This is a genomic window from Wolbachia endosymbiont of Nasonia giraulti (assembly GCF_048054155.1).
GTDB classification, from domain to species: Bacteria; Pseudomonadota; Alphaproteobacteria; order Rickettsiales; family Anaplasmataceae; genus Wolbachia; species Wolbachia pipientis_C.
This window is the reverse complement of the sequence record NZ_JAFEVH010000001.1, coordinates 1-19466: the sequence shown is the minus strand read 5'-3', so window position 1 is coordinate 19466 and position 19466 is coordinate 1. Positions and strand designations below refer to the sequence as shown.

The window sequence follows — 19466 nt, the reverse complement described above, 5'->3', positions numbered from 1 at the left end:
CATCTTTGCTAGATACATATTTCAGTGAATTCCTTATCTGATGCACTATACATAGCTGTACTTCTGCTTTAGGAAATACACTATTTATAGCTGTAGGAAAGCTTTTTAGTCCATCAATGCAGGCAATTAGAATATCTTCTACTCCTCTTTCTTTGAGGTCATTTAGAACTCCCAACCAGAAGTTAGCTCCCTCACTTTCAGCCAAATAAAAACCTAATACTTCTTTTCTGCCATTTTGATTTATGCCCAATATATTATACATGCATTTACTTATACAATGTCCGTCCTCCTTGACCTTAAAGAACATGCCATCCATAAACACTATTGGATACACTGATTGCAGTGGGCGGCTGCGCCATTCATTGATTACTGGAAGCAGTTTATCAGTAATACTAGATATCTCTGCTGCTGATATTTTGTGGTCATATATTTCCTCAACGTGTGAAGCTATGTCTCTGTATCCCATGCCACTGGCGTATGTACTTAAGACCTTTGCTTCAAGTTCTGGATGTAGGCTTGTTTGCCTTTTTTTGACTATTTGCGGTTCAAAGCTTCCCTCCCTATCTCTTGGTGTTAGCAGCTCAAATGAGCCTGCACTCGTGCGTAAAGTTTTTGCGTTTCTCCCATTTCTTCGGTTATTTTCTTCACTTTCAGCTGACATGTGGCTTTCTATTTCACCTTCCAGACTTGCCTCTAGCAACCTTTTTATAAACGGTGTTAATGCTCCATCTCTTCCTGTCAATGGTCTTCCTTCTCGTATAGATGACAGGATATTTGTTTCTAATTCTTTATAATCTACCAAACCAGTAGTTCTATTTGCTTGACTCATATCAAACCTCCATCTTTTATATCAATTTATTACTTTTTTTTCGGTTTGACACACTTTTTTGAACGTTCCCTCTAGTAAAAGGTTGGTAATTTGATCTTATAACATCAATGAGCACACCAGCCTTTATTTTGTATGCATTCAAGCAATGTGTGACTATTACGCCACAATCATACACTGTCTTCCATAGAGGAAAATCTTTTGCTCTACTGACAAATACCTCTCATTATGTATCGTATAGCATTAATAATTGTTCTGATTTTGTGCTTTCTTGGCCACACCTTGTGCAACTCTTAGCTCCAAAAATTTCCATTCTTTGTCACTTACATCACCTGGATATATTTTTTACTGATCCTATCATATTATCTTCCTGATTTCCTTTCAAGATATGTTCTAAAAAGTAGAATCCGTTCAGCAGGGTGACAAAATAAGATAGAAAAGACAGACATAGAAATAAATGGTGTCATCCCAATATGATACTTTCTCTGTCATCCCAGTACTTGACACTGGAATGACACCATTTTTGCTTCGATATTTACACATTAGCCATGCATCTGAACGGATACAAAAGTAGAATTTACAATTCTATCTAAAAGGATACCGAAAAAGAGCAGGAGTCCTATCTGGGAATTATTTTTAAATATGGACATGCATTGATTAGAATCGTCTGGATTGAAATTTTTGTGTTGGTGGTGAAATATGAATCCTATGGCAAGTAAAGCAATATAAAAGATGTTATTTAATGATGATAGTATACCAGCGTACAACCATGCCATTAAGGATATTAAATAAAATCTTTTCAACCAAGATTTTGTTGTATTGCCAAAGTATAATGCAGTAGATTTCATTCCTAATTTCTCATCATCTTTTTTATCTTGATGAGCGTATATAGTATCATAACTAAGCGTCCAAAAGACGCATCCTATATAAAATAGCAAGGATTCTATGCTAATCTGGTTTGTTATTGCTGCTGAACCCATGAGTGATCCCATGTTGAAAGTAAACCCTAAAAACAATTGTGGCCACCAAACATAACGCTTTAGCAAGGGGTAGATAACTATCATGCACATTGAAATTATTCCAAGTATAAGAGTAGTTTTATTGGTTAATAATAAGATTAATAGGGCAATAGACAGTAACAGTGAAAGTAAAGCCAAAGCCTGCTTTATGTTTAATGCACCACTTGCAAGTGGTCTGTATTTTGTTCGTTCAACATGTGCATCTATTTCTCTATCGAAGATATCATTGATTATGCACCCTGCGGGTCTCATTAAAAATGCACCTATAGTAAACAAAACAAGGAGAAAAAGAGCTTGATACGATAGAGAAGTTGAGGCTAAAAGAATGCCGCTTAAGCTAGAAAATAGCACAAGCCATAAACCTGTTAAACTGTGTATTCTCATTAATGAGAAATAATGGTTGAAATACATCAATTAAGTGTGATTATGTAATATTTTGCTTACATTGACAAAATTATCGAATGCTAAATCAGGCTTAAAAACTAACTCAGGTATAAATCGCAAATCAACATAACATAATATAGATTTACGTATTGACCATGCAGATTGGTTCATTTCATTAACAACAGTGCTGATATCATCATTATCATTTTGGATGTTTAATGAAGATAACACAATATATACATCTGCTTTCTTCAAATCTTTGCTTAGCTTTACATCAGATACTACTACTTTTTCATTAAGAACATTACCTTCCATTAAGACTTTTGATATTGCCCTGTGTAATACCGATGCTACTTTGAGGTTTCTAATTTCCTTTTTCATATTCAACTACTATAACGTCCTTTCTTCTTGCACTAATTGATAAGCTTCCAAAATGTCTCCAACTTTAATATCGATATTACCCTCTAGCGATATTCCGCATTCAAAGTTTACACCTACTTCTTTAACGTCATCTTTAAATCTACGTAGTGCTTTTAACTTTCCTTCATGCACCAATTTGCTGCCACGTACTACCTTAACTAGGGAATCTTTTTTTATAACTCCATCAGTGACATAACATCCGATGATATTACCGGCTTTGGATGAATTAAATATTTGCCTTACAGATGCAGAACCAACACGAACCTCTCGTGTAACAGGCTTTAACATTTTAGTTAGATACATCCTCATGTCTTCAATAAGCTCATATATTATATTGTAAGTATGTATTTCTATACCTTTTTGTTTTGCTAATTCTCTTATTTTTGAATCCACTTTTACATTAAAAGCTAAAATTACTGCGCTTGATGCTTCTGCAAGCAGCACATCTGAATCTGTTACTCCTCCTACTGCTTTGTGTAGAATATTTAATTTCACTTGGTCTTTACCAAGCTTATCAATTGAACTTGATATTGCTTCAATAGAACCAGTGACATCGCACTTTAAAACTACAGATAGTTCTTCTGTTTCACTATCATTACGACTGAATATATCTAAATTACTGTCGTCTAAATCTTCTTGCTTTTTCTTGATTAATTCTAACCTGTATTCAACAATTTCACGAGCCTGCCTTTCAGAGTTTACAACAACAAATTTATCTCCAGCATTTGGTACACCATTTAAACCAGTAACTTCAACTGGAGTAGAAGGTAGTGCCGCTTTTTCTCTTTGACCAAGGTGATTAACCATACTGCGTACTTTGCTGTATGTTGTACCAACTACCAATATGTCACCAATCTTTAATGTCCCTTCTTCAACTATTAATGTAGCTGATATTCCTTTAGCTTTATCTATTTTGGACTCTATTACCCATCCAAGTGCTCGACAATCCTCTATTCCTTCTAGCGTCATTAATTCAGCAATTAATAAAATTGCCTCTTCTAGTTTATCTAAGTTGACTTTCTTTTTTGCTGATACTGGCACAATTATAACATCACCACCAAGTTCTTCGGGGATGAGGTCATACTGAGGCAAACTATTAATTATTCTTTCTACATCGCCAGGTTGTGATTTATCAATTTTATTAATGGCAACTATAATAGAGACATTTGCTGCTTTTGCATGGTTTATTGCTTCAATTGTTTGTTTCATGATTCCATCATCAGCTGCAACTACTATCACAACTATATTAGTAATATTGGCACCACGTGCACGCATTGCAGTAAACGCTTCATGCCCTGGTGTATCAATGAAGGTAATTTTTTGCTTATTTTTTGTCGTTAATTGATAAGCACCTATGTGTTGAGTGATGCCACCTGACTCTCTTTCTGCAACATTGGATTCACGAAATGCATCGAGTAATGATGTTTTACCATGATCGACATGTCCCATAAAAGTAACGATAGGTGGTTTGAGTCTTTTAGGTAAGTTTTCTCTGTTGCTTATGAAGAGTAAATTCTTTTCTTTATCAGCATCACTTACTCGTTTAGCCGTATGATTAAATTTTTTTGCTATTTCACATGCTATATCTGGATCTACTGTATCATCTACTCTATAATTCTCACCAACTTCTTCTTTAAACATTTTTAACACACTTTTGCTATCTTCTGCCATACGAATAGATAATTCCCTGATAGTTATTTTGTCTGGTATAATAACTTCTCTTGCTATATTTTTACCCTTAGTAAACTTTGATTGTTTACTTCTTATACCAAATTTTTGCTTAAATACAGGGAGGTGTTCATTTCTTTCATCTATTGCCTGTGTAATTACTAGCTTAGAATGCTTAGAGTATATATCTTTGCTAGCTTTAAAAGACTTTTTATCATTGTTCTCATATTCAATACTATCTTCTTTTTGTTCAACTGAGTTAGTATTACTTAAAACTTCCTTATTTATTTCTTTAGGTAAAGAGTGTGATTCATTTTTATCTTCAGCTTCTTGATTGCTTTCTTCTTTTTTTATTTTCTCTTCTTGTTCTCTCTGATTCCTTTCTTTCAGCAAAGTAGCATTCTGTACAGCATTAATGCGGGAAATTTGTTCTTTTTCAGTTAAAGAGCCTAATTTACTCTCGTCAAATAAACTATATTCTTCTGCAGAATGAATTTTTCTTCTTTTTTTTACTATTGTAGTACCAGTACTTTGACTATCTAAAGAGTTTAAATTAATGTCTAATTTAAGCTTGCTTAAGCCTTGTAGGGTTAATTTTTTATTACTGATATCTTCATTATTCATATTGTTTTTATATTAATCCAAGCTTTTTACGTGCTTCTATGATTATTAAATCTGCTGTATCTTTTAGATTGTCTTTATTATTAGTTGAGGAAGAGAGCATGCTACAAAACTCATAATTTGATAAATCTGCTATGTCCTCTAAAGTTTTAATATTATGTTTACTAAGAGCAACTTTATTATCTATTGATAAGGCTAAGTTGATTACATCGCCTTCCATACCTAAATTTTTTAGCTCTTCTATTTTTCTATCATTCTCTGCTTTCAGGTAATTGTTTGCTCTATTATGAAGTTCATTTGCAATACCTTCATTGAAGCCCTCTATTGAAGCAAGTTCCTTAATTGAAGTGTTAGATATATCTTCTACACTTGAAAAACCTTCTGTTACCAATAATTGGCCCATAATCTCTTCTAAGTTTAAAGCTTCAGCAAATAAAACTGAACATTGACTAAATTCTTTATTTCTTCTTTCTGATTCTTGCTGAGTGCTTAATATCTCAATTTTCCATCCAACAAGCTCTGAAGCTAATCTTACATTCTGACCCTTTTTTCCTATAGCTAAACTCAATTGATCTTCAGCAACTATTAACTCTATACAATTTTCATTTTCGTCAATAATGACCTTTGATACTTCTGCAGGAGTAATGGCTTTAATAACAAATTGACCCAAATCTGATGAGTAATGTATGACGTCGATTTTTTCACCGTTTAATTCGTGTATAATAGTTTTTATTCTATCTCCTTTAACTCCAACGCAAGCACCTACTGGATCGATATTCTTATCAGATGAAAAAACAGCAACTTTAGATCTTGAACCAGCGTCTCTAGCTATACCCTTAATTGTTATCAATCCGTCAGCAACTTCTGGTACTTCTTGATTCAACAATGCCTCTAAAAAGCCTTCATGAGCCCTAGAAAGAATGATTTGACGTCCATCGTCAGAGCGCTTAACAGCCTGTATGTAAGCTTTAACCTTATCGCCTTCACGAAATGACTCACCACCAATTAAGTTTCGTAAAGGGAGGTATGCTCCAATTCCGTTTATGTCTATAATAAGATCTGAATATTCTACTTGTTTAACGATGCCATACCTCATTTCTCCTACCTTATCTTTAAATTCCTCATATTGCTTTTTTAACTCTTCATCTTTGATTATTTCAGAAATCTTTTGCTGGGCAATTCTTGCTGAAACAAGATCAGTGTTAAGAGAAATCAACTCACTAATAGTATCTCCAACTTTTGCATCTTCTTTTATTAACTTAGCTTGTGTCAACTTAATTAAGTCACACTCATTTTCATTTGATTCATCATTAATGACTTTTAGTTGTCTATATGAGGTAACTTTGCCTGTGTTTTTATCTATATTAACTACAATTTTACTTTTGCTACCATACTTTTGTTGAGCTACTGCTTCGATAGCACTTTTAAGTGCATTTATTATAATATTAAAATCCAAACCTTTTTGAAGTGAGAGCTCTCCCGCTGTTTTTATTACATCAAGGCTTCCAACTATGTTATTCTTGTTGCTTTTCTGCTTAACACTGCTTTTACGATTAGCAATCATATAAATAAATCCAATTTAATTAGTTATAATTATAGCTTCAACAGGTAAAAAACGCTATCTTAAATGTTAAATGATTGCTAATTTAAGTCAAGTTTTTTCATGTCTTTGTATGATAAGCAATGCCGGAGTAAAGAATAAAGTTAAGACCGTTGCAGCCAATATTCCACTTGCTATGGTTGCTGAAATATCAACCCACCACTGGCTTGATGGAGCATCATATGTGATTTGTAGCGTAAAAAAACTGATATTTAACCTAGTAATCATCGGTATTAAACCAAGAACTGTAGTTGCAACGGTAAGTAGTATTGGCCTGATGCGAGAAATTGAAGCGTTTATTATACATTGCTTAATGTTATTTTTGCGCACCTTAATTTGCTGATGAAAGGCATCAAGCAATAGTATATTATTATTCACTATAATTCCTGCTAAAGCAATTATCCCCACTCCACACATGACAACTACAAAAACTTTCTGAATAAGAAAGAAAATGAAAAATACACATGTTGTTGATAAAAACACTGCTGTCATTACGATAAATGTATAGTATATGTTGTTAAACTGTGCCACTAGCACCAATATCATCAATGTAATTGCTAATATAAAAGCCTTTAATAAAAATGCTCCTAATTTTTGTTGATCTTCCTTGTCACCTTTGAAATCAATCTTTACTCCTTTACTACAGTCTTGAGTAATCGAATTTTGAATGAACTTAACTCTTTCATCAACAAGATAGCCAGTATCAACGTCAGCAGAGATTGTTACTGTGCGTGATCCATCAATCCTACTTAGTTTATTTGCCTTTTTTTCGGGAACGTATTTCACTATGCTACTCATAGAATATGGTCCATTTGCTGTATTAATAAAAAGGTTATCTATAGTTTTCATGTTGCGATTCTTTCTGGGAAAGCGTAGTACAATATCAATTTCTTCATCTGCGTTATTTGGTCTATATTTTCCAATTAATACTCCATTTGTAACCATCTTTATAAAATCACCGATGGTTGCAACACTTACTCCAGAGCTTGTAGCCTTACTCTTATCAATACTCATATTCCACTCTATTTCAGGTGCTGATCTACTATCTTGAATATTTATAAATCCAGATGAAGGTTGGTCCATAATTTTTAGGATTTTCTCTGCTACTGAATTCAAGTTGGATGCACTTCCGCTTAAGTTAATTTGTATTGGCTTGTCAGCTGATGGTCCTGACTTTTGTTCCTGTACATCAATTATTACTCCTTTTATGTTTTGCACACTGCTCCTTATATCATTTAGTATTTGCTTAGCTTTGCGCCTGCAGCGCCAATCTACAAGTTCCAATTGAATTTTGGCAATAACGTTGTCTGAAAATTTTCCTGACCGAGCATAAAGAACATAAATTTCTTTTTCAACACCCAAAATACGTTCTTCTACTTTCTTAAGTATCAAATCTCGTTCTTTGGCTGGTAAGCTTTCTTTTACTTTAACGCTGATTAAAATGTTATCTGAATCTACATTCGGAAAGAACTTTAATCCAGGACCAAAAGTAAAATATAATATACTAGACAAAAATAAAACAAATACAACAACACATACAAATTTTTTGGGGTGATCTAAGACTTTCTCTAACATACGTACATAAGTTCTTATTATAAGCCCAGTATTTTTTACCTTACCACTTTCTATAGCACTCATTCTTATTATTTCTTTTTTTGAAGTTATTGAAGGTTTACCAAATATTGCACCAAGTGTTGGTATAAAAACTAAAGCCATAATTAGCGATCCAGTTAAAGTTAGAATTATTGTAATTGATATGTACTGCATAAATTTACCGACTGTATCGGGCCAGAGTAACAGAGGGAAAAACACTGCTAATTTAGTCAATGTTGATGATAAAACTGGATAGAACATATCATGAACTGAGGTGCAAAAGGCTTCTACTTTATCCATGCCACAAATCATCTTTCTATCAGCATATTCGCTGATTACAATTGCATCATCAACCAGCATCCCAACTGCCATAATTAGACTGAAGAGCACAACTATATTTAGAGTAATACCCATTAGGTAAAGAGCCATTATTCCTACGAGAAAGGAGCCAGGTATTGATAGTGCAACAAGAATAGCAGCCCTTGTTTCCCATAAAGAGCATTATTATGGTTAGTATTAGTAATACGGCAAATATTATACCATTTTCCAAGTCTTCAAGCACATCACGTACATTTTTTGACTGGTCATTCAAATAAACTACTTTTAAATTTTCAGGTAATTGATCTTTTGCTTTGTCCATTAAGTATTTTACTTGATTTACCGTGTCTATTATGTTTTTTCCATTACGTTTTGAAATTTCTAGTACAATGCTAGGTAGTCCATTAATACGAGCAAATCCTTGGTGATCTTCAAACTCAAGGTATACTTTTGCTATATCTTTGATTCTCAAAACTGCATCACTTTGAGATCTAATAGGAATATTCATAATATCTTCTATGTCTTTTAATAACCCTGATATTTTAATCGAATATTTACCGGTATCGTTTTCTAGTGATCCTGCTCCTACCAATCTGTTGTTGTTTGATATAGCTTGAAATATCTCATTTGATTGAATGTTATATTTTGTTAGAACTGTGGGCTCAATTATAACTTCAACTGTTTCTTTACGCATACCTGCCACTTCAACTTTAAGAACATTTGGCAGAGATTCTATTTCTTTCTTTAGTTTGAGTGCTATTTCAGTTAAAGCTCTTTCCGGCAAATTACCAATCAAGCCAACGTTTAGTATCGGAAATAAGCTCAAGTTTATTTCATTGATTATCGGAGATTCTGCTTCAATAGGTAATTTTGATTTTATGTTTAAAAGCTTTGAACGGACGTTATCAAGTACTTCTTTGTTATCATATTCTGTACCAAACTTAATTATCATGTGAGCACCGTCATTAGTTGCAAGTGCCTTTAGCTCTCTCACGCCCTCAATGGACCTTAGTTCATTTTCTATTGGAATAGCTAATAACTTTTCACTATCCTCGACAGAAATACCAGGAAACCCGACAAATACGCTAATTATAGGAATCTGTACATCAGGATTGCTTTCTCTTGGCATTTTTATATAAGTGTATGAGCCGAAGGTAAAAATCACGATAAGCAATAATATTACTGTTCTATTCCTCTCTATAATTAATCTTTTCATTCCGGACATTATACGTATTTACATCATATTATAGCTAAGATAAATTATATATTAATTAATCCTTATATAGCTTTATGTAAATGATTAAAATTTTTACAGTTTTGTAAGCGTAAGAAAACTTCTATATAATATAACTTTAGTATGGTATTTGAGGGATTATTATGGTAGCAGTTCTAAGTGTGACAGAAGGCAAGAATAAAGTGATCGTATCTGGGTTGGTTGGTGTCTCATCAACTTTAGTATTTTTAACAGTGATTCACATTGCTGCAAAGATAGCCATTATAGTTACTGCTGCTGCAGTTACTTACTTATTACTTTTGCTGATTCATAAAATAAGAACTAAAAAAGAACAGCCTGCTGAAATTACTGGTGTTTCAGGAGATGAAGGGTATAGCAGTGTTGATGAAGGTGAAGAAAAAGATACAGAAATATCCGCAAAAGAACCAGAAAGAACTGAAACTGAGTTAGAAGAAGAAATAATAAGGAAAAGAGCACAAGAACGCATGGAGAAAGGATCACTTGGTGGCCCGATAAATGCGTTTAGCGAACCAATTCATGTGACTATAGATGCTGAAAATAGCAATCCTGTTGATTATACAAAAACTATGGTAGTGCCTGAGAAAATTATTCTTGGCATGCCAGATGATAAAACTCTTACACAAAATAGCTCTAGCTCTATAAAGAATCAGATGAAATCTCTTCCTGAACACATGGATGTATCTGGTAATCCACTTCCTGAGCAGCTACCAAGCAACCTTCCCAATATAGGGCCTAAGTCTAAAAGTACGCAGAAACTATCTGCTGCAGACTTGCTATTACGGTATGGGAATGTAAATAATGATGTGAGGAAAGTGCTAGAATGGCCAATTACCTCAAAGGAGTTTAATGGGTTAGGGTTTAACAGGTAGTTGCTATATCAAACTCTCCATCTTATATTGAGGATCAGATGCAATGCCATACACTCTATTTGGCGGAGCAATTTTGTTCTCTATACCAAAAACTATACCTTCAATTATTGCTGTGAGTGCTTTTTCAAGGTTACAATCTGCTCCAGGAACACGGTGCTCTAGGCGGCATCTTTTGGAATCGTTGCCAAAATAGGGGATTCTTATTGCAGCAGTTCTGTTATTCACTCCCCAACTAATCGTCGTTGGAGTATGAATATCTGGGTACTGAAATCTTAAATATGAATCATCATTTGGAGCAAAAAACAACATATGTTTTTTCATCATTGCACATAATCCACCTATGCTGTGAATCAGGTGGTCACTATATTTTTGCTTATTGCCATAAAATAAGTTATTATTATTTGAATCCATGAGGCTAACATGTACATTTAGTGCGCTGCCTGCTCTATCCAAATAAGGTTTTGCTTTAAAAGAAACATTACCATCGAACTCTTGTGCTGTTCCAATCAGTAATTGTTTTGCCAACTCAAAATGCATAATTAAATTATCAGAGCTCGTATAACAGTCACTTTTTATTTCATATTGGTTTAAAGAACTCTCTTTTTCACAAAAAAATCCAAGAGAAGCTATTTTATTTTTGATGCTATTCAGAAATAAATATTCTTTTTTTATTCCCTCAGTGTAAAACTCCAGTTCAATACCGAATACAGTATTATGACTCAAATTACTTAATATAATCACAAATTTACTTCAATAAATTTATACTAAATCAGCTATATTTATACAAGTACTTTACTTATTTATCAGTAAATTTAATATCTTATTTATACATAATATATTACTATTTTTTAATAACATACTTCTAATCCTCGGTACAAGCGACATTTACAAATTGATTGTTTTTATTTCAAAAAAATGATCAATTTTAGTGCTTTTATACTCTTTACAACTCGTCAAAAAATCCTCATAATTTTAGATATGTATTAAGTAGTGTTAGCTTTTTATCTTACAGTAAGCTATTGATTATCTTGCATCTTTCTGATTATTGTTCTTTCTTGGTGTGGTATATGAACTTAACTAACCCTAAGGTTTCTACTATGTTTTTTGATCAGATTATTACAGTAACGGACCACAATGTTACTTGGGAAAAAATCCAAAATTATCTCCATAATCTCTATGGAGAAGCAACATATAACAGCTGGCTGAGTTCACTAAGATTTATCAGCAACAGAAATGGAGAAGTTTTGTTGTCTGTACCAACAAGATTTATAAAGGAGTGGATTACAGTTCACTACATGGAAAAAATATTGTCATTATGGCAAAGCGAAGATCAAAGTGTATGTTCTATTGATATTCAATTAATTGAAGAAAGAAATTCAAATTCTAATACGATACTAAAAAATAGAGAGGAAAATAATCATAATCTTGGTTCACCACTAGATACCAGATTCACTTTTGATAATTTTGTGGTAGGAAAGTCAAATGAGTTAGCATTTACAGCGGCAAAGCGTGTAGCGGAATCTATAGATCCAATATCAGGAAGCAACCCTTTATTTCTATATGGTGGAGTGGGACTTGGTAAAACACATTTAATGCATGCTATAGCTTGGGACATAGTCAATTCTCCGTCAGCAAAAAGAAAAGTGGTATATTTATCAGCAGAGAAATTTATGTATCAATATATTACGGCGCTGCGGAGCAAAGATATTATGTTATTTAAAGAGCAATTTAGATCAGTAGATGTATTGATGGTAGATGATGTGCAATTTATCAGTGGTAAAGATAGTACACAAGAAGAATTTTTTCACACTTTCAATGCATTGATAGACCAAAATAAACAATTGGTTATATCAGCTGATAGGTCTCCTAGTGATCTTGATGGAGTAGAAGAAAGAATAAAATCACGACTTGGTTGGGGATTAGTTGCAGATATTAATGAAACAACTTTTGAATTAAGACTTGGTATATTGCAGGCGAAAGTGGAACGAATGAATATGTATGTTCCAAAGGATGTCCTAGAATTTTTGGCAAGGAATATAAAATCCAATATAAGAGAACTAGAAGGAGCATTAAATAAGGTTGCTCATACCTCTTTAATTGGAAGAAGCATGACAGTAGAATCAGCTAGTGAGACCCTAATTGATCTTCTTAGGTCAAATCATAGGTCAATCACAATAGAAGAAATACAGAAAAAAATAGCTGAATTTTTCAATATAAAGATTGCAGATATGCAATCTAATAGAAGGCTCCGCAGTCTTGCGAGGCCGAGACAAATAGCTATGTATTTCGCAAAGAAGTTTACGCAAAAAAGTTTACCAGATATTGGAAGAAATTTTGGTGGTAGAGATCATGCTACTGTTATACACGCAGTCAAACAAGTGGAAAATTTCATAAGAACTGACCCAAAATTTGCTGATGAAATCAATCGATTAAAAAAGATGTTTAAGTAGCACTTTATTAATGACAACCAGGCTGTTTTCATTTTTTTGATCAAATATCTTTTTCAAGTAGATTAAGTAAATCAAAGATCATTATTAGTATAAGCTAAGAGAAAATAGCTAGTCGATTGCTTAAAAAGTATATAAAATCACAATTTAAGTAGGAAATATGGCAATTAGACTTATTCCAGATAATCTTGATATAAGATTTAGTAAATATAGAAATTTGACAGCACTTGTTAGCGTTATTCTTATCATTTTTTCAATGCTTACTTTTATGCTGCGTGGAATGAATTTGGGTATAGACTTTACAGGTGGAATTTTGATAGAGATAAAATCTTCAAGCAAGGATGATGCTATTCTCGGTATATTAAAAGAGAGTGGATTTACGATACAGAGTTCAAAAGCTGGTAATAACTTAGTTGTGCGGTTTAAAGATGAGGGAGATGAAGATAAAATTAAAAAGGTTAAAAGTATATTAGAAAGCAAATTAGGTAATTTAGTAACTTATCGTAAAATAGATTATGTTGGTCCACAAATAGGCTCAACGCAGATATTTGAAGGGATATCAGCCATGTTAATTGCAATTATTGGAATATTTTTTTATGTTTGGCTTAGATTTAACTGGCAGTGTGGACTTGGTGGAATAATGGCACTGATCCATGATGTGATTTTAACTCTTGGCTTTATCAGCTTAACGAGTATTGAGTTTAATATTTCATCAGTTGCAGCTCTACTTACCGTGATTGGCTATTCAATCAATAATTCAGTGGTTATATACGATCGGATTCGAGAGTATAAAAAAAATAGAAAAGATGTAGAAATGGATGAAATAGTTGATGCTAGCATTAATTCTACACTATTTCGTACTATGTTAACTTCAGGTACTACTCTTCTTGCTGCTCTTCCTTTAGTGCTGATTTGTACAGGTGTGGTCAGAGACTTCTGCTTAATCATTTCTTTTGGCATTGCAATCGGCACCTGTTCCGCAATATTTATCTCTGCTCCTATATTGACCTGCAGAGCGTTGATAAGTAGAGTATAGAACGTTTAACTACGATATAATATTAGCTTATTATCCCTAATAGTGAAATGAAAATATCTCAAAAAGCTCATACCAAGTAATGAATGGGACATAGAGTGAGTATTAACACTAGCGTGCACATCATTAATTAAAAAATTTCCTATTTTAACTTGAGGTATTTGAACCACTCCAGCTTTTATTTGACCTTTTGCAGTTTCATATATTTTAAAGTCTTGAATGTTTTGTAAGTTAATACCAGCATGTAACGCATCTTTTTGCGATAGAACAATATTAGTTGCTCCGGTATCAAGCAAAAACGTTATATTACGATCATTGACTTGAGCTTGAATATAAAAGTGTCCATCGTATGACTTTGTAAATTCAATACTTCCGCCATTTTGAACCCTTCCTTTGTACGGTAGAAAAGTGCTCAGAAACCTATTGCTTAGTTTATCCCCTTGTGAATCAATAAACATTGCAGTAATGACTATTATCAGTAGCCAAATAACTAGATTTTTTGCTGCATTCATATTATTAAAATTTGAAGCCATAAGAGTAAGTTTTTAAGATTAGCGTTAAAAGCTATTATTAAAAATAAGTAAATTTTATTGTTTTAGTACAATATTTAACATATACTTTAAGGAGGTATGTTCGATTTAATTTCATGTCAGAAGCAAAAAATTTAGTTTTAGCAACAATTCTTTCTATATTGATTATAGTATTATGGCATATTATGTATGATAATTTTCTTAACACGAGCCAAAGCCAACCATCGATTGAAAATATTGAACATATCGAATCTTCTAACGACCTTGCTCCTATGATATACCAAAATCGTTCTGAAATTATTAATTCTACTAGAGAACAGAGAGTTAATTTAACCAATAACATGCTTGAAGGATCAATTTCTCTGAAAGGTGCAAGGTTTGATGACTTAATCCTAACTAACTACCACTTAGAACCGAGTTCTTCTTCTCCACAAGTGGTGTTACTGTCACCTGCAGAATCAAAAGATGTATATTTCGCAGAATTTGGGTGGCTCGATCCGAATGAAAAGATTAAAGTTCCAGATTCTAAAACAGTATGGCAAGCAGATAAACTCAATCAAAAAGAGGTCAATTTATTTTGGGATAATGAAAATGGCATTTTATTTAGAATGAAAATTAGCCTTGACGATAACTACATGTTTAAAGTTGAGCAAATTATTGAAAACAATACAAAAGATAATGTAGTTTTAGTTCCCTATGGTAAAATCAATCGTAAACGTGATAATATTAACGAATCCTATTGGATATCACATGAAGGAGTACTAGGTGCATTTAACAATAAGCTAGAGGAGTGGACATATAAGGATATTTCTAAGAAGCGTTTAATAAAGGCAAGCACGAGTGAAAAAAATTGGTTTGGTTTTGCTGATAAATACTGGCTTACAGCCATCATACCTGAGAAATCAGATAAAATAAATGTGAGCATTAAACACACGAATGTTAATAACATTGATAAGTTTCAAGCAGATTTTGTTAGACCGTACACACACATACTCCCTGGTACAAGTGCTTCTACTCTGAACTACTTTTTTGCTGGGGCAAAGAAATTGAATTTACTTGATTCTTATAAAGACACTCTCAATATACCTTTGTTTGATAAGGCTGTAGATTTTGGTGTTCTTTATTTTATAACCAAGCCGGTGTTTTTACTGCTTGAATATTTTAACTTTGTTTTGAAAAATTTTGGCTTAGCAATATTATTGCTAACTTTAGTAATCAAACTTTTGATGCTTCCCTTATCTAATAGATCATATATTTCGATGTTCAAGGTGAAAAGCCTGCAGCCTGAATTAACTCGTATAAAAGAGTTGTACAAAAATGACAGCTTAAAGCAGCACAAAGAGACGATTGCGTTGTTCAAGAGAAACAATGTAAATCCAATGTCGAGCATTTTCCCTATGCTCATACAAATACCAGTATTTTTTGCTCTGTATAAAGTATTATTTGTTACTATAGAGATGAGACACGCCCCTTTTTATTTATGGATTAAGGATCTTTCAGCTTCTGATCCAACAAACATTTTTACATTATTTGGGTTGTTTAATTATAACTTTCCTATTTCTATAGGCATTTTACCTATAATTTTCGGCGCTACCATGATAATTCAGCAGAAGCTAAGTGAGAACGATCAAACCAGTAAAGATGATATTCAAGTAAATGTTATGAAGTTTTTACCTTACATTTCTGTCTTTATTTTTTCTTCTTTTCCTGCCGGCCTGGTAATATATTGGATATTTAGTAATATTATAACTCTGGTTCAACAATCATTAATAAAGTTGCTTTTAACAAGAAAAGTGGGGATGAATGTCGAAAATACTAATAGTTAATTCAATTTACCACACTGAAATAGCGAACCTTTTGCTTGAAGGTGCAGTCGATAGATTAAAAGAAAGTCATGCAAGCTATGATATAATTGAAGTTCCTGGTGCATTTGAGATACCAGCTACAATTCTCTTTGCAGTAAAAAGCAAGAATGCTAATTATGACGGTTATTTAGCTCTTGGGTGCGTGATTCGCGGTGAAACTGATCATTATAAATACGTTTGTAAAGGAGTAATCGAAGGCTTAAATGAAGTTATTATGCATTATGCAATACCCCTTGGTATGGGCGTAATTACCGCTGACAGCAAAGATAAAGCACTAATTAGAGCTGACAAAAATAAAAAGAACGTTGGTGGCCATGCAGCCTCAACTGTTTTGCATATGATAGATCTACACAATAAATTAAAATAATGGAGGAAAAACCAGTAGATAAAAAGTGGCGCATAAAAAGAAGTACGGCAAGATTTCTTGCTGTACAAATTGCTTATTCAAATATTTTTGTAAGTTACAACAAAAGCACTTTTAAATTGGAAAATTGTGAGCTTAAGGACTACATAAGTACGTTGAAAGATATATTTGAATGTGAAGAATTTGAACATCAGTTCTTAGAAAACTTGTTATGTAAGGTTATAAAAAGCAGTGAAGAATATGATAAAATAATAGAGTCTTATTTACACCCAAGCTGGTCACTTTCACGATTAAATCTTATAAGCTTATCTATTTTGCGTATTGCAGTATGTGAGTTAATTGATTTTGATACACCAGCACCAATTGTTATTAATGAATATACTAACATTGCATCTGATTTACTTGATGCTCCAAACAAAATTGGCTTTATTAATGGGTTGTTAGATAAGGTAAAGGATGCAGTCAGACTAAATAAAAATCCTTAGTAACTTCTCTTAAGGTATTCGTTCAGTAGGGTGGCAAAATAAGATAGAAAAGACAGCTATAGAAATAAATGGTGTTATCCAATATGATGGCAGTGCTCCTTTTTCTGTCATCCCAGTGCTTGACATTGGGATCGAGATTGCAAGTAATGCATTCGGTTTGGTAAGTATGGATTTTGCGTTATAGAATGAAACACTTTTGGTAAATTTATCAAGAAAACTGGATCCCAGTGTCAAGCACTGGGATGACACCACTTTTGCTTCGATATTTACACATTAGTCATGCATCTGAACGGATACTTTGAGACAGCTTCTACAATAAGCTTAAATAACTAACACTAAAAAATGAAGGGCAGACTTATTTAGTCTACCCCTTTTATACTTAGTTTTATAATGATCTTTCGTTCTTTTGTTGTTCAGCTTCTGGTGATTTAACAATTGAGCTTGGCATAGGTCTAATGATGAGTTCTTTAGGACCATTTTCTTCAGAGCCTAAACCTAACGTTTCTAACTTTTTTTATATTCAGGTATTAATTCATACTCACCTTTATCATTTTTTCTTCCTAATGAATTTATCTTTAATAATCCATTATTGTTGTCCATTTCCTTACTTGTAGCAGTAATGTAGTAACTGTGACTTTCTAAGATAAAATCTATACGATACTCATCGGGGATAACACTGCCATCTTGATTCTTATTTTGGTTGTGTTTTTTGATATACTCAAAATCTTCATCTTTTACTTTCACAAATAGATCTCCTTCACAACTTTTAATAACAATGCTCGGAATTTTAGGCTCAGATATTTCATTGTTTTTGATGATGAAATATATTGCTAAACTAGCCAGTGCAACAGCAGCAAATGCTAAAACACTTATTCCAAGTGGTGTAGCTGCAAAAACTGCAAGTGGCGCTAAAAGCGAAGTTGAAGACACCCAATACGGTGTTGAAAGTGCTACTGCTGTGCCTATAACATACAGAGAAGTAAGCGCTACAATTGCAATGTTTGTTTTATGACGGTGGGTTTTTAAAATTGACATAATTTCCTCTTAAAATAAGTTAATAATATATTAATATTATATATCAAAAAATCAATACAGTCAACTTACATATAAAAAACTACCTACCGCTTGATCCAAAGCCCCCTTCATTGCGGACGGTTTCTTCTGTGCAGAATTCTTCTCTGTCATCCCAAATTACCTGAGATACAGGAGTGATGAGGATTTGTGCGATTCTATCTCCTCTTTTTATTTCATATGGCTGATTACTTAGATTGATTAGGCAAACTTTAACTTCACCTCGATAATCGGAGTCTATAGTGCCCGGAGAATTTAAGACAGTGATTCCATGTTTTGCAGCAAGCCCAGAACGTGGGCGTACTTGTCCTTCAAAACCGTTTGGTATTGCAATCACAATGCCAGTTGGAATAAGTAACCTTTCAAGTGGATTTAAAATAACAGAGTTGTCCAGTGCGGCATAAAGATCCATGCCAGCACTCTGCATAGTTGCATAACAGGGAAGAGGCAAGCTTTTGCCATGTGATAACTTTTTTATTTCTACTTTAATTTTATCTCTTTGCATTTTTATTCACCAGTTATGAAAATTTGATTGTAGCATGTAAATTATGCCTGTAAAAGATAAGAAAACTACTTGACAAATATTGCCAACTTTCCTTATTATGACATTAAGGGTATTTATGACTCAAAACTTGTTTTTGACCTGCAGGCTCAATAACAAAAATTCAGTAAAAAACTTAAGGTACTTATTGGCGGATTACATAAAATTATAGCGGCTGCATGTCTTTTTTATTTTTTCTACATTCAGCCAAAACGCGCTTATTTTAAGCGTTAGCACATTATTACAGCGCCAGTTTAAATTATTATAGGGTCAAACTCACTAAGCGGGGATCCTTTTGCCTTTTTTGCAATTAGTAAGTTTATTAATATTTTGGATTAGTTAGGAGTCTTATAGAGATGTCATTCCAGCACTTGATGCTGAAATCCAGCCTTTCTGCAATCTCATCGAAAACGTTGTACCACCTTTCTATGCTAGTTTGCTTGTGAGCAACATGGATCCCAGTGTCTGAACTCCTAGTACAACATTGCATAATTTTATTATGGCTATTTTGAGGGAACGTTCAAAAAAGTGTGTCAAACCGAAAAAAAAGTAATAAA

16 protein-coding genes and 1 pseudogene are annotated in these 19466 nt (G+C 33.2%); 6 read left to right on the top strand and 11 right to left on the bottom strand.

Annotated elements, in window-relative coordinates:
• From JR312_RS00085 to JR312_RS00060, 6 genes and pseudogenes are all read right to left on the bottom strand, one after another.
• Nucleotides 1–829, bottom strand: an 829-nt coding sequence (locus JR312_RS00085; RefSeq protein WP_416647415.1) for an IS256 family transposase, incomplete at its 3' end; no start/stop codon positions are given.
• Nucleotides 830–1368: 539 nt separating this feature from the next.
• The gene (gene ubiA, locus JR312_RS00080; protein WP_039950809.1) at nucleotides 1369–2256 is read right to left on the bottom strand and encodes a 4-hydroxybenzoate octaprenyltransferase; all 888 of its coding nucleotides are present in this window, start codon (nucleotides 2254–2256) and stop codon (nucleotides 1369–1371) included.
• 3 nt (nucleotides 2257–2259) lie between these two features.
• Entirely contained in the window at nucleotides 2260–2610 is a 351-nt protein-coding gene (locus JR312_RS00075) for a ribosome-binding factor A (protein ID WP_006015187.1), read from the bottom strand.
• A gap of 9 nt (nucleotides 2611–2619) precedes the next feature.
• Nucleotides 2620–4941, bottom strand: a complete 2322-nt coding sequence (gene infB / locus JR312_RS00070) for a translation initiation factor IF-2 (RefSeq protein WP_416647414.1) — start codon at nucleotides 4939–4941, stop codon at nucleotides 2620–2622.
• A 7-nt stretch (nucleotides 4942–4948) separates the two neighbouring features.
• Entirely contained in the window at nucleotides 4949–6502 is a 1554-nt protein-coding gene (gene nusA / locus JR312_RS00065) for a transcription termination factor NusA (RefSeq protein WP_416647413.1), read from the bottom strand.
• An 87-nt stretch (nucleotides 6503–6589) separates the two neighbouring features.
• A pseudogene (locus JR312_RS00060) lies at nucleotides 6590–9665 on the bottom strand (efflux RND transporter permease subunit).
• Between the two features lie 161 nt (nucleotides 9666–9826).
• On the opposite strand from JR312_RS00060, the gene JR312_RS00055 reads away from it, so the two are divergent.
• Nucleotides 9827–10573 carry a hypothetical protein gene (locus JR312_RS00055; RefSeq protein ID WP_416647412.1) on the top strand — a complete coding sequence of 249 codons (747 nt, stop codon included), beginning with the start codon at nucleotides 9827–9829 and terminating at the stop codon, nucleotides 10571–10573.
• A gap of 3 nt (nucleotides 10574–10576) precedes the next feature.
• On the opposite strand, the gene JR312_RS00050 is transcribed toward JR312_RS00055, so the two are convergent.
• Complete coding sequence (locus JR312_RS00050; RefSeq protein ID WP_416647411.1) at nucleotides 10577–11314, bottom strand: type I glutamate--ammonia ligase; 738 nt, start codon at nucleotides 11312–11314, stop codon at nucleotides 10577–10579.
• 326 nt (nucleotides 11315–11640) lie between these two features.
• Here JR312_RS00050 and dnaA point away from each other — a divergent pair, with 326 nt between their 5' ends.
• The gene (gene dnaA, locus JR312_RS00045; protein WP_012481713.1) at nucleotides 11641–13023 is read left to right on the top strand and encodes a chromosomal replication initiator protein DnaA; all 1383 of its coding nucleotides are present in this window, start codon (nucleotides 11641–11643) and stop codon (nucleotides 13021–13023) included.
• 157 nt (nucleotides 13024–13180) lie between these two features.
• Nucleotides 13181–14056, top strand: coding sequence for a protein translocase subunit SecF (gene secF, locus JR312_RS00040; RefSeq protein ID WP_264331122.1), 876 nt, complete (start codon nucleotides 13181–13183; stop codon nucleotides 14054–14056).
• 5 nt (nucleotides 14057–14061) lie between these two features.
• Here the strand turns inward: secF and JR312_RS00035 are convergent, their stop codons facing one another.
• Nucleotides 14062–14586: a TIGR02281 family clan AA aspartic protease gene (locus JR312_RS00035; RefSeq protein ID WP_264729878.1), complete on the bottom strand. Its 525-nt coding sequence runs from the start codon at nucleotides 14584–14586 to the stop codon at nucleotides 14062–14064.
• Nucleotides 14587–14699: 113 nt separating this feature from the next.
• Here JR312_RS00035 and yidC point away from each other — a divergent pair, with 113 nt between their 5' ends.
• From yidC to nusB, 3 genes are read left to right on the top strand one after another with little or no spacing between them, the layout of a single operon-like run.
• Entirely contained in the window at nucleotides 14700–16409 is a 1710-nt protein-coding gene (gene yidC, locus JR312_RS00030; RefSeq protein WP_416647410.1) for a membrane protein insertase YidC, read from the top strand.
• Entirely contained in the window at nucleotides 16387–16815 is a 429-nt protein-coding gene (locus JR312_RS00025; protein ID WP_264331124.1) for a 6,7-dimethyl-8-ribityllumazine synthase, read from the top strand. The genes yidC and JR312_RS00025 overlap by 23 nt, the downstream gene beginning before the upstream one ends.
• Complete coding sequence (gene nusB, locus JR312_RS00020) at nucleotides 16815–17297, top strand: transcription antitermination factor NusB (protein WP_006014794.1); 483 nt, start codon at nucleotides 16815–16817, stop codon at nucleotides 17295–17297. Before JR312_RS00025 ends, nusB begins: the two co-directional genes overlap by 1 nt.
• Nucleotides 17298–17306: 9 nt before the next feature.
• Here nusB and JR312_RS00015 read toward each other — a convergent pair whose 3' ends face one another.
• From JR312_RS00015 to dut, 3 genes are all read right to left on the bottom strand, one after another.
• Nucleotides 17307–17531: a hypothetical protein gene (locus JR312_RS00015; RefSeq protein WP_416647409.1), complete on the bottom strand. Its 225-nt coding sequence runs from the start codon at nucleotides 17529–17531 to the stop codon at nucleotides 17307–17309.
• 270 nt (nucleotides 17532–17801) lie between these two features.
• The gene (locus JR312_RS00010) at nucleotides 17802–18332 is read right to left on the bottom strand and encodes a hypothetical protein (RefSeq protein ID WP_416647408.1); all 531 of its coding nucleotides are present in this window, start codon (nucleotides 18330–18332) and stop codon (nucleotides 17802–17804) included.
• Between the two features lie 79 nt (nucleotides 18333–18411).
• Nucleotides 18412–18873, bottom strand: a complete 462-nt coding sequence (gene dut / locus JR312_RS00005) for a dUTP diphosphatase (protein ID WP_108784412.1) — start codon at nucleotides 18871–18873, stop codon at nucleotides 18412–18414.
• Between the last annotated feature and the right edge of the window lie 593 nt (nucleotides 18874–19466).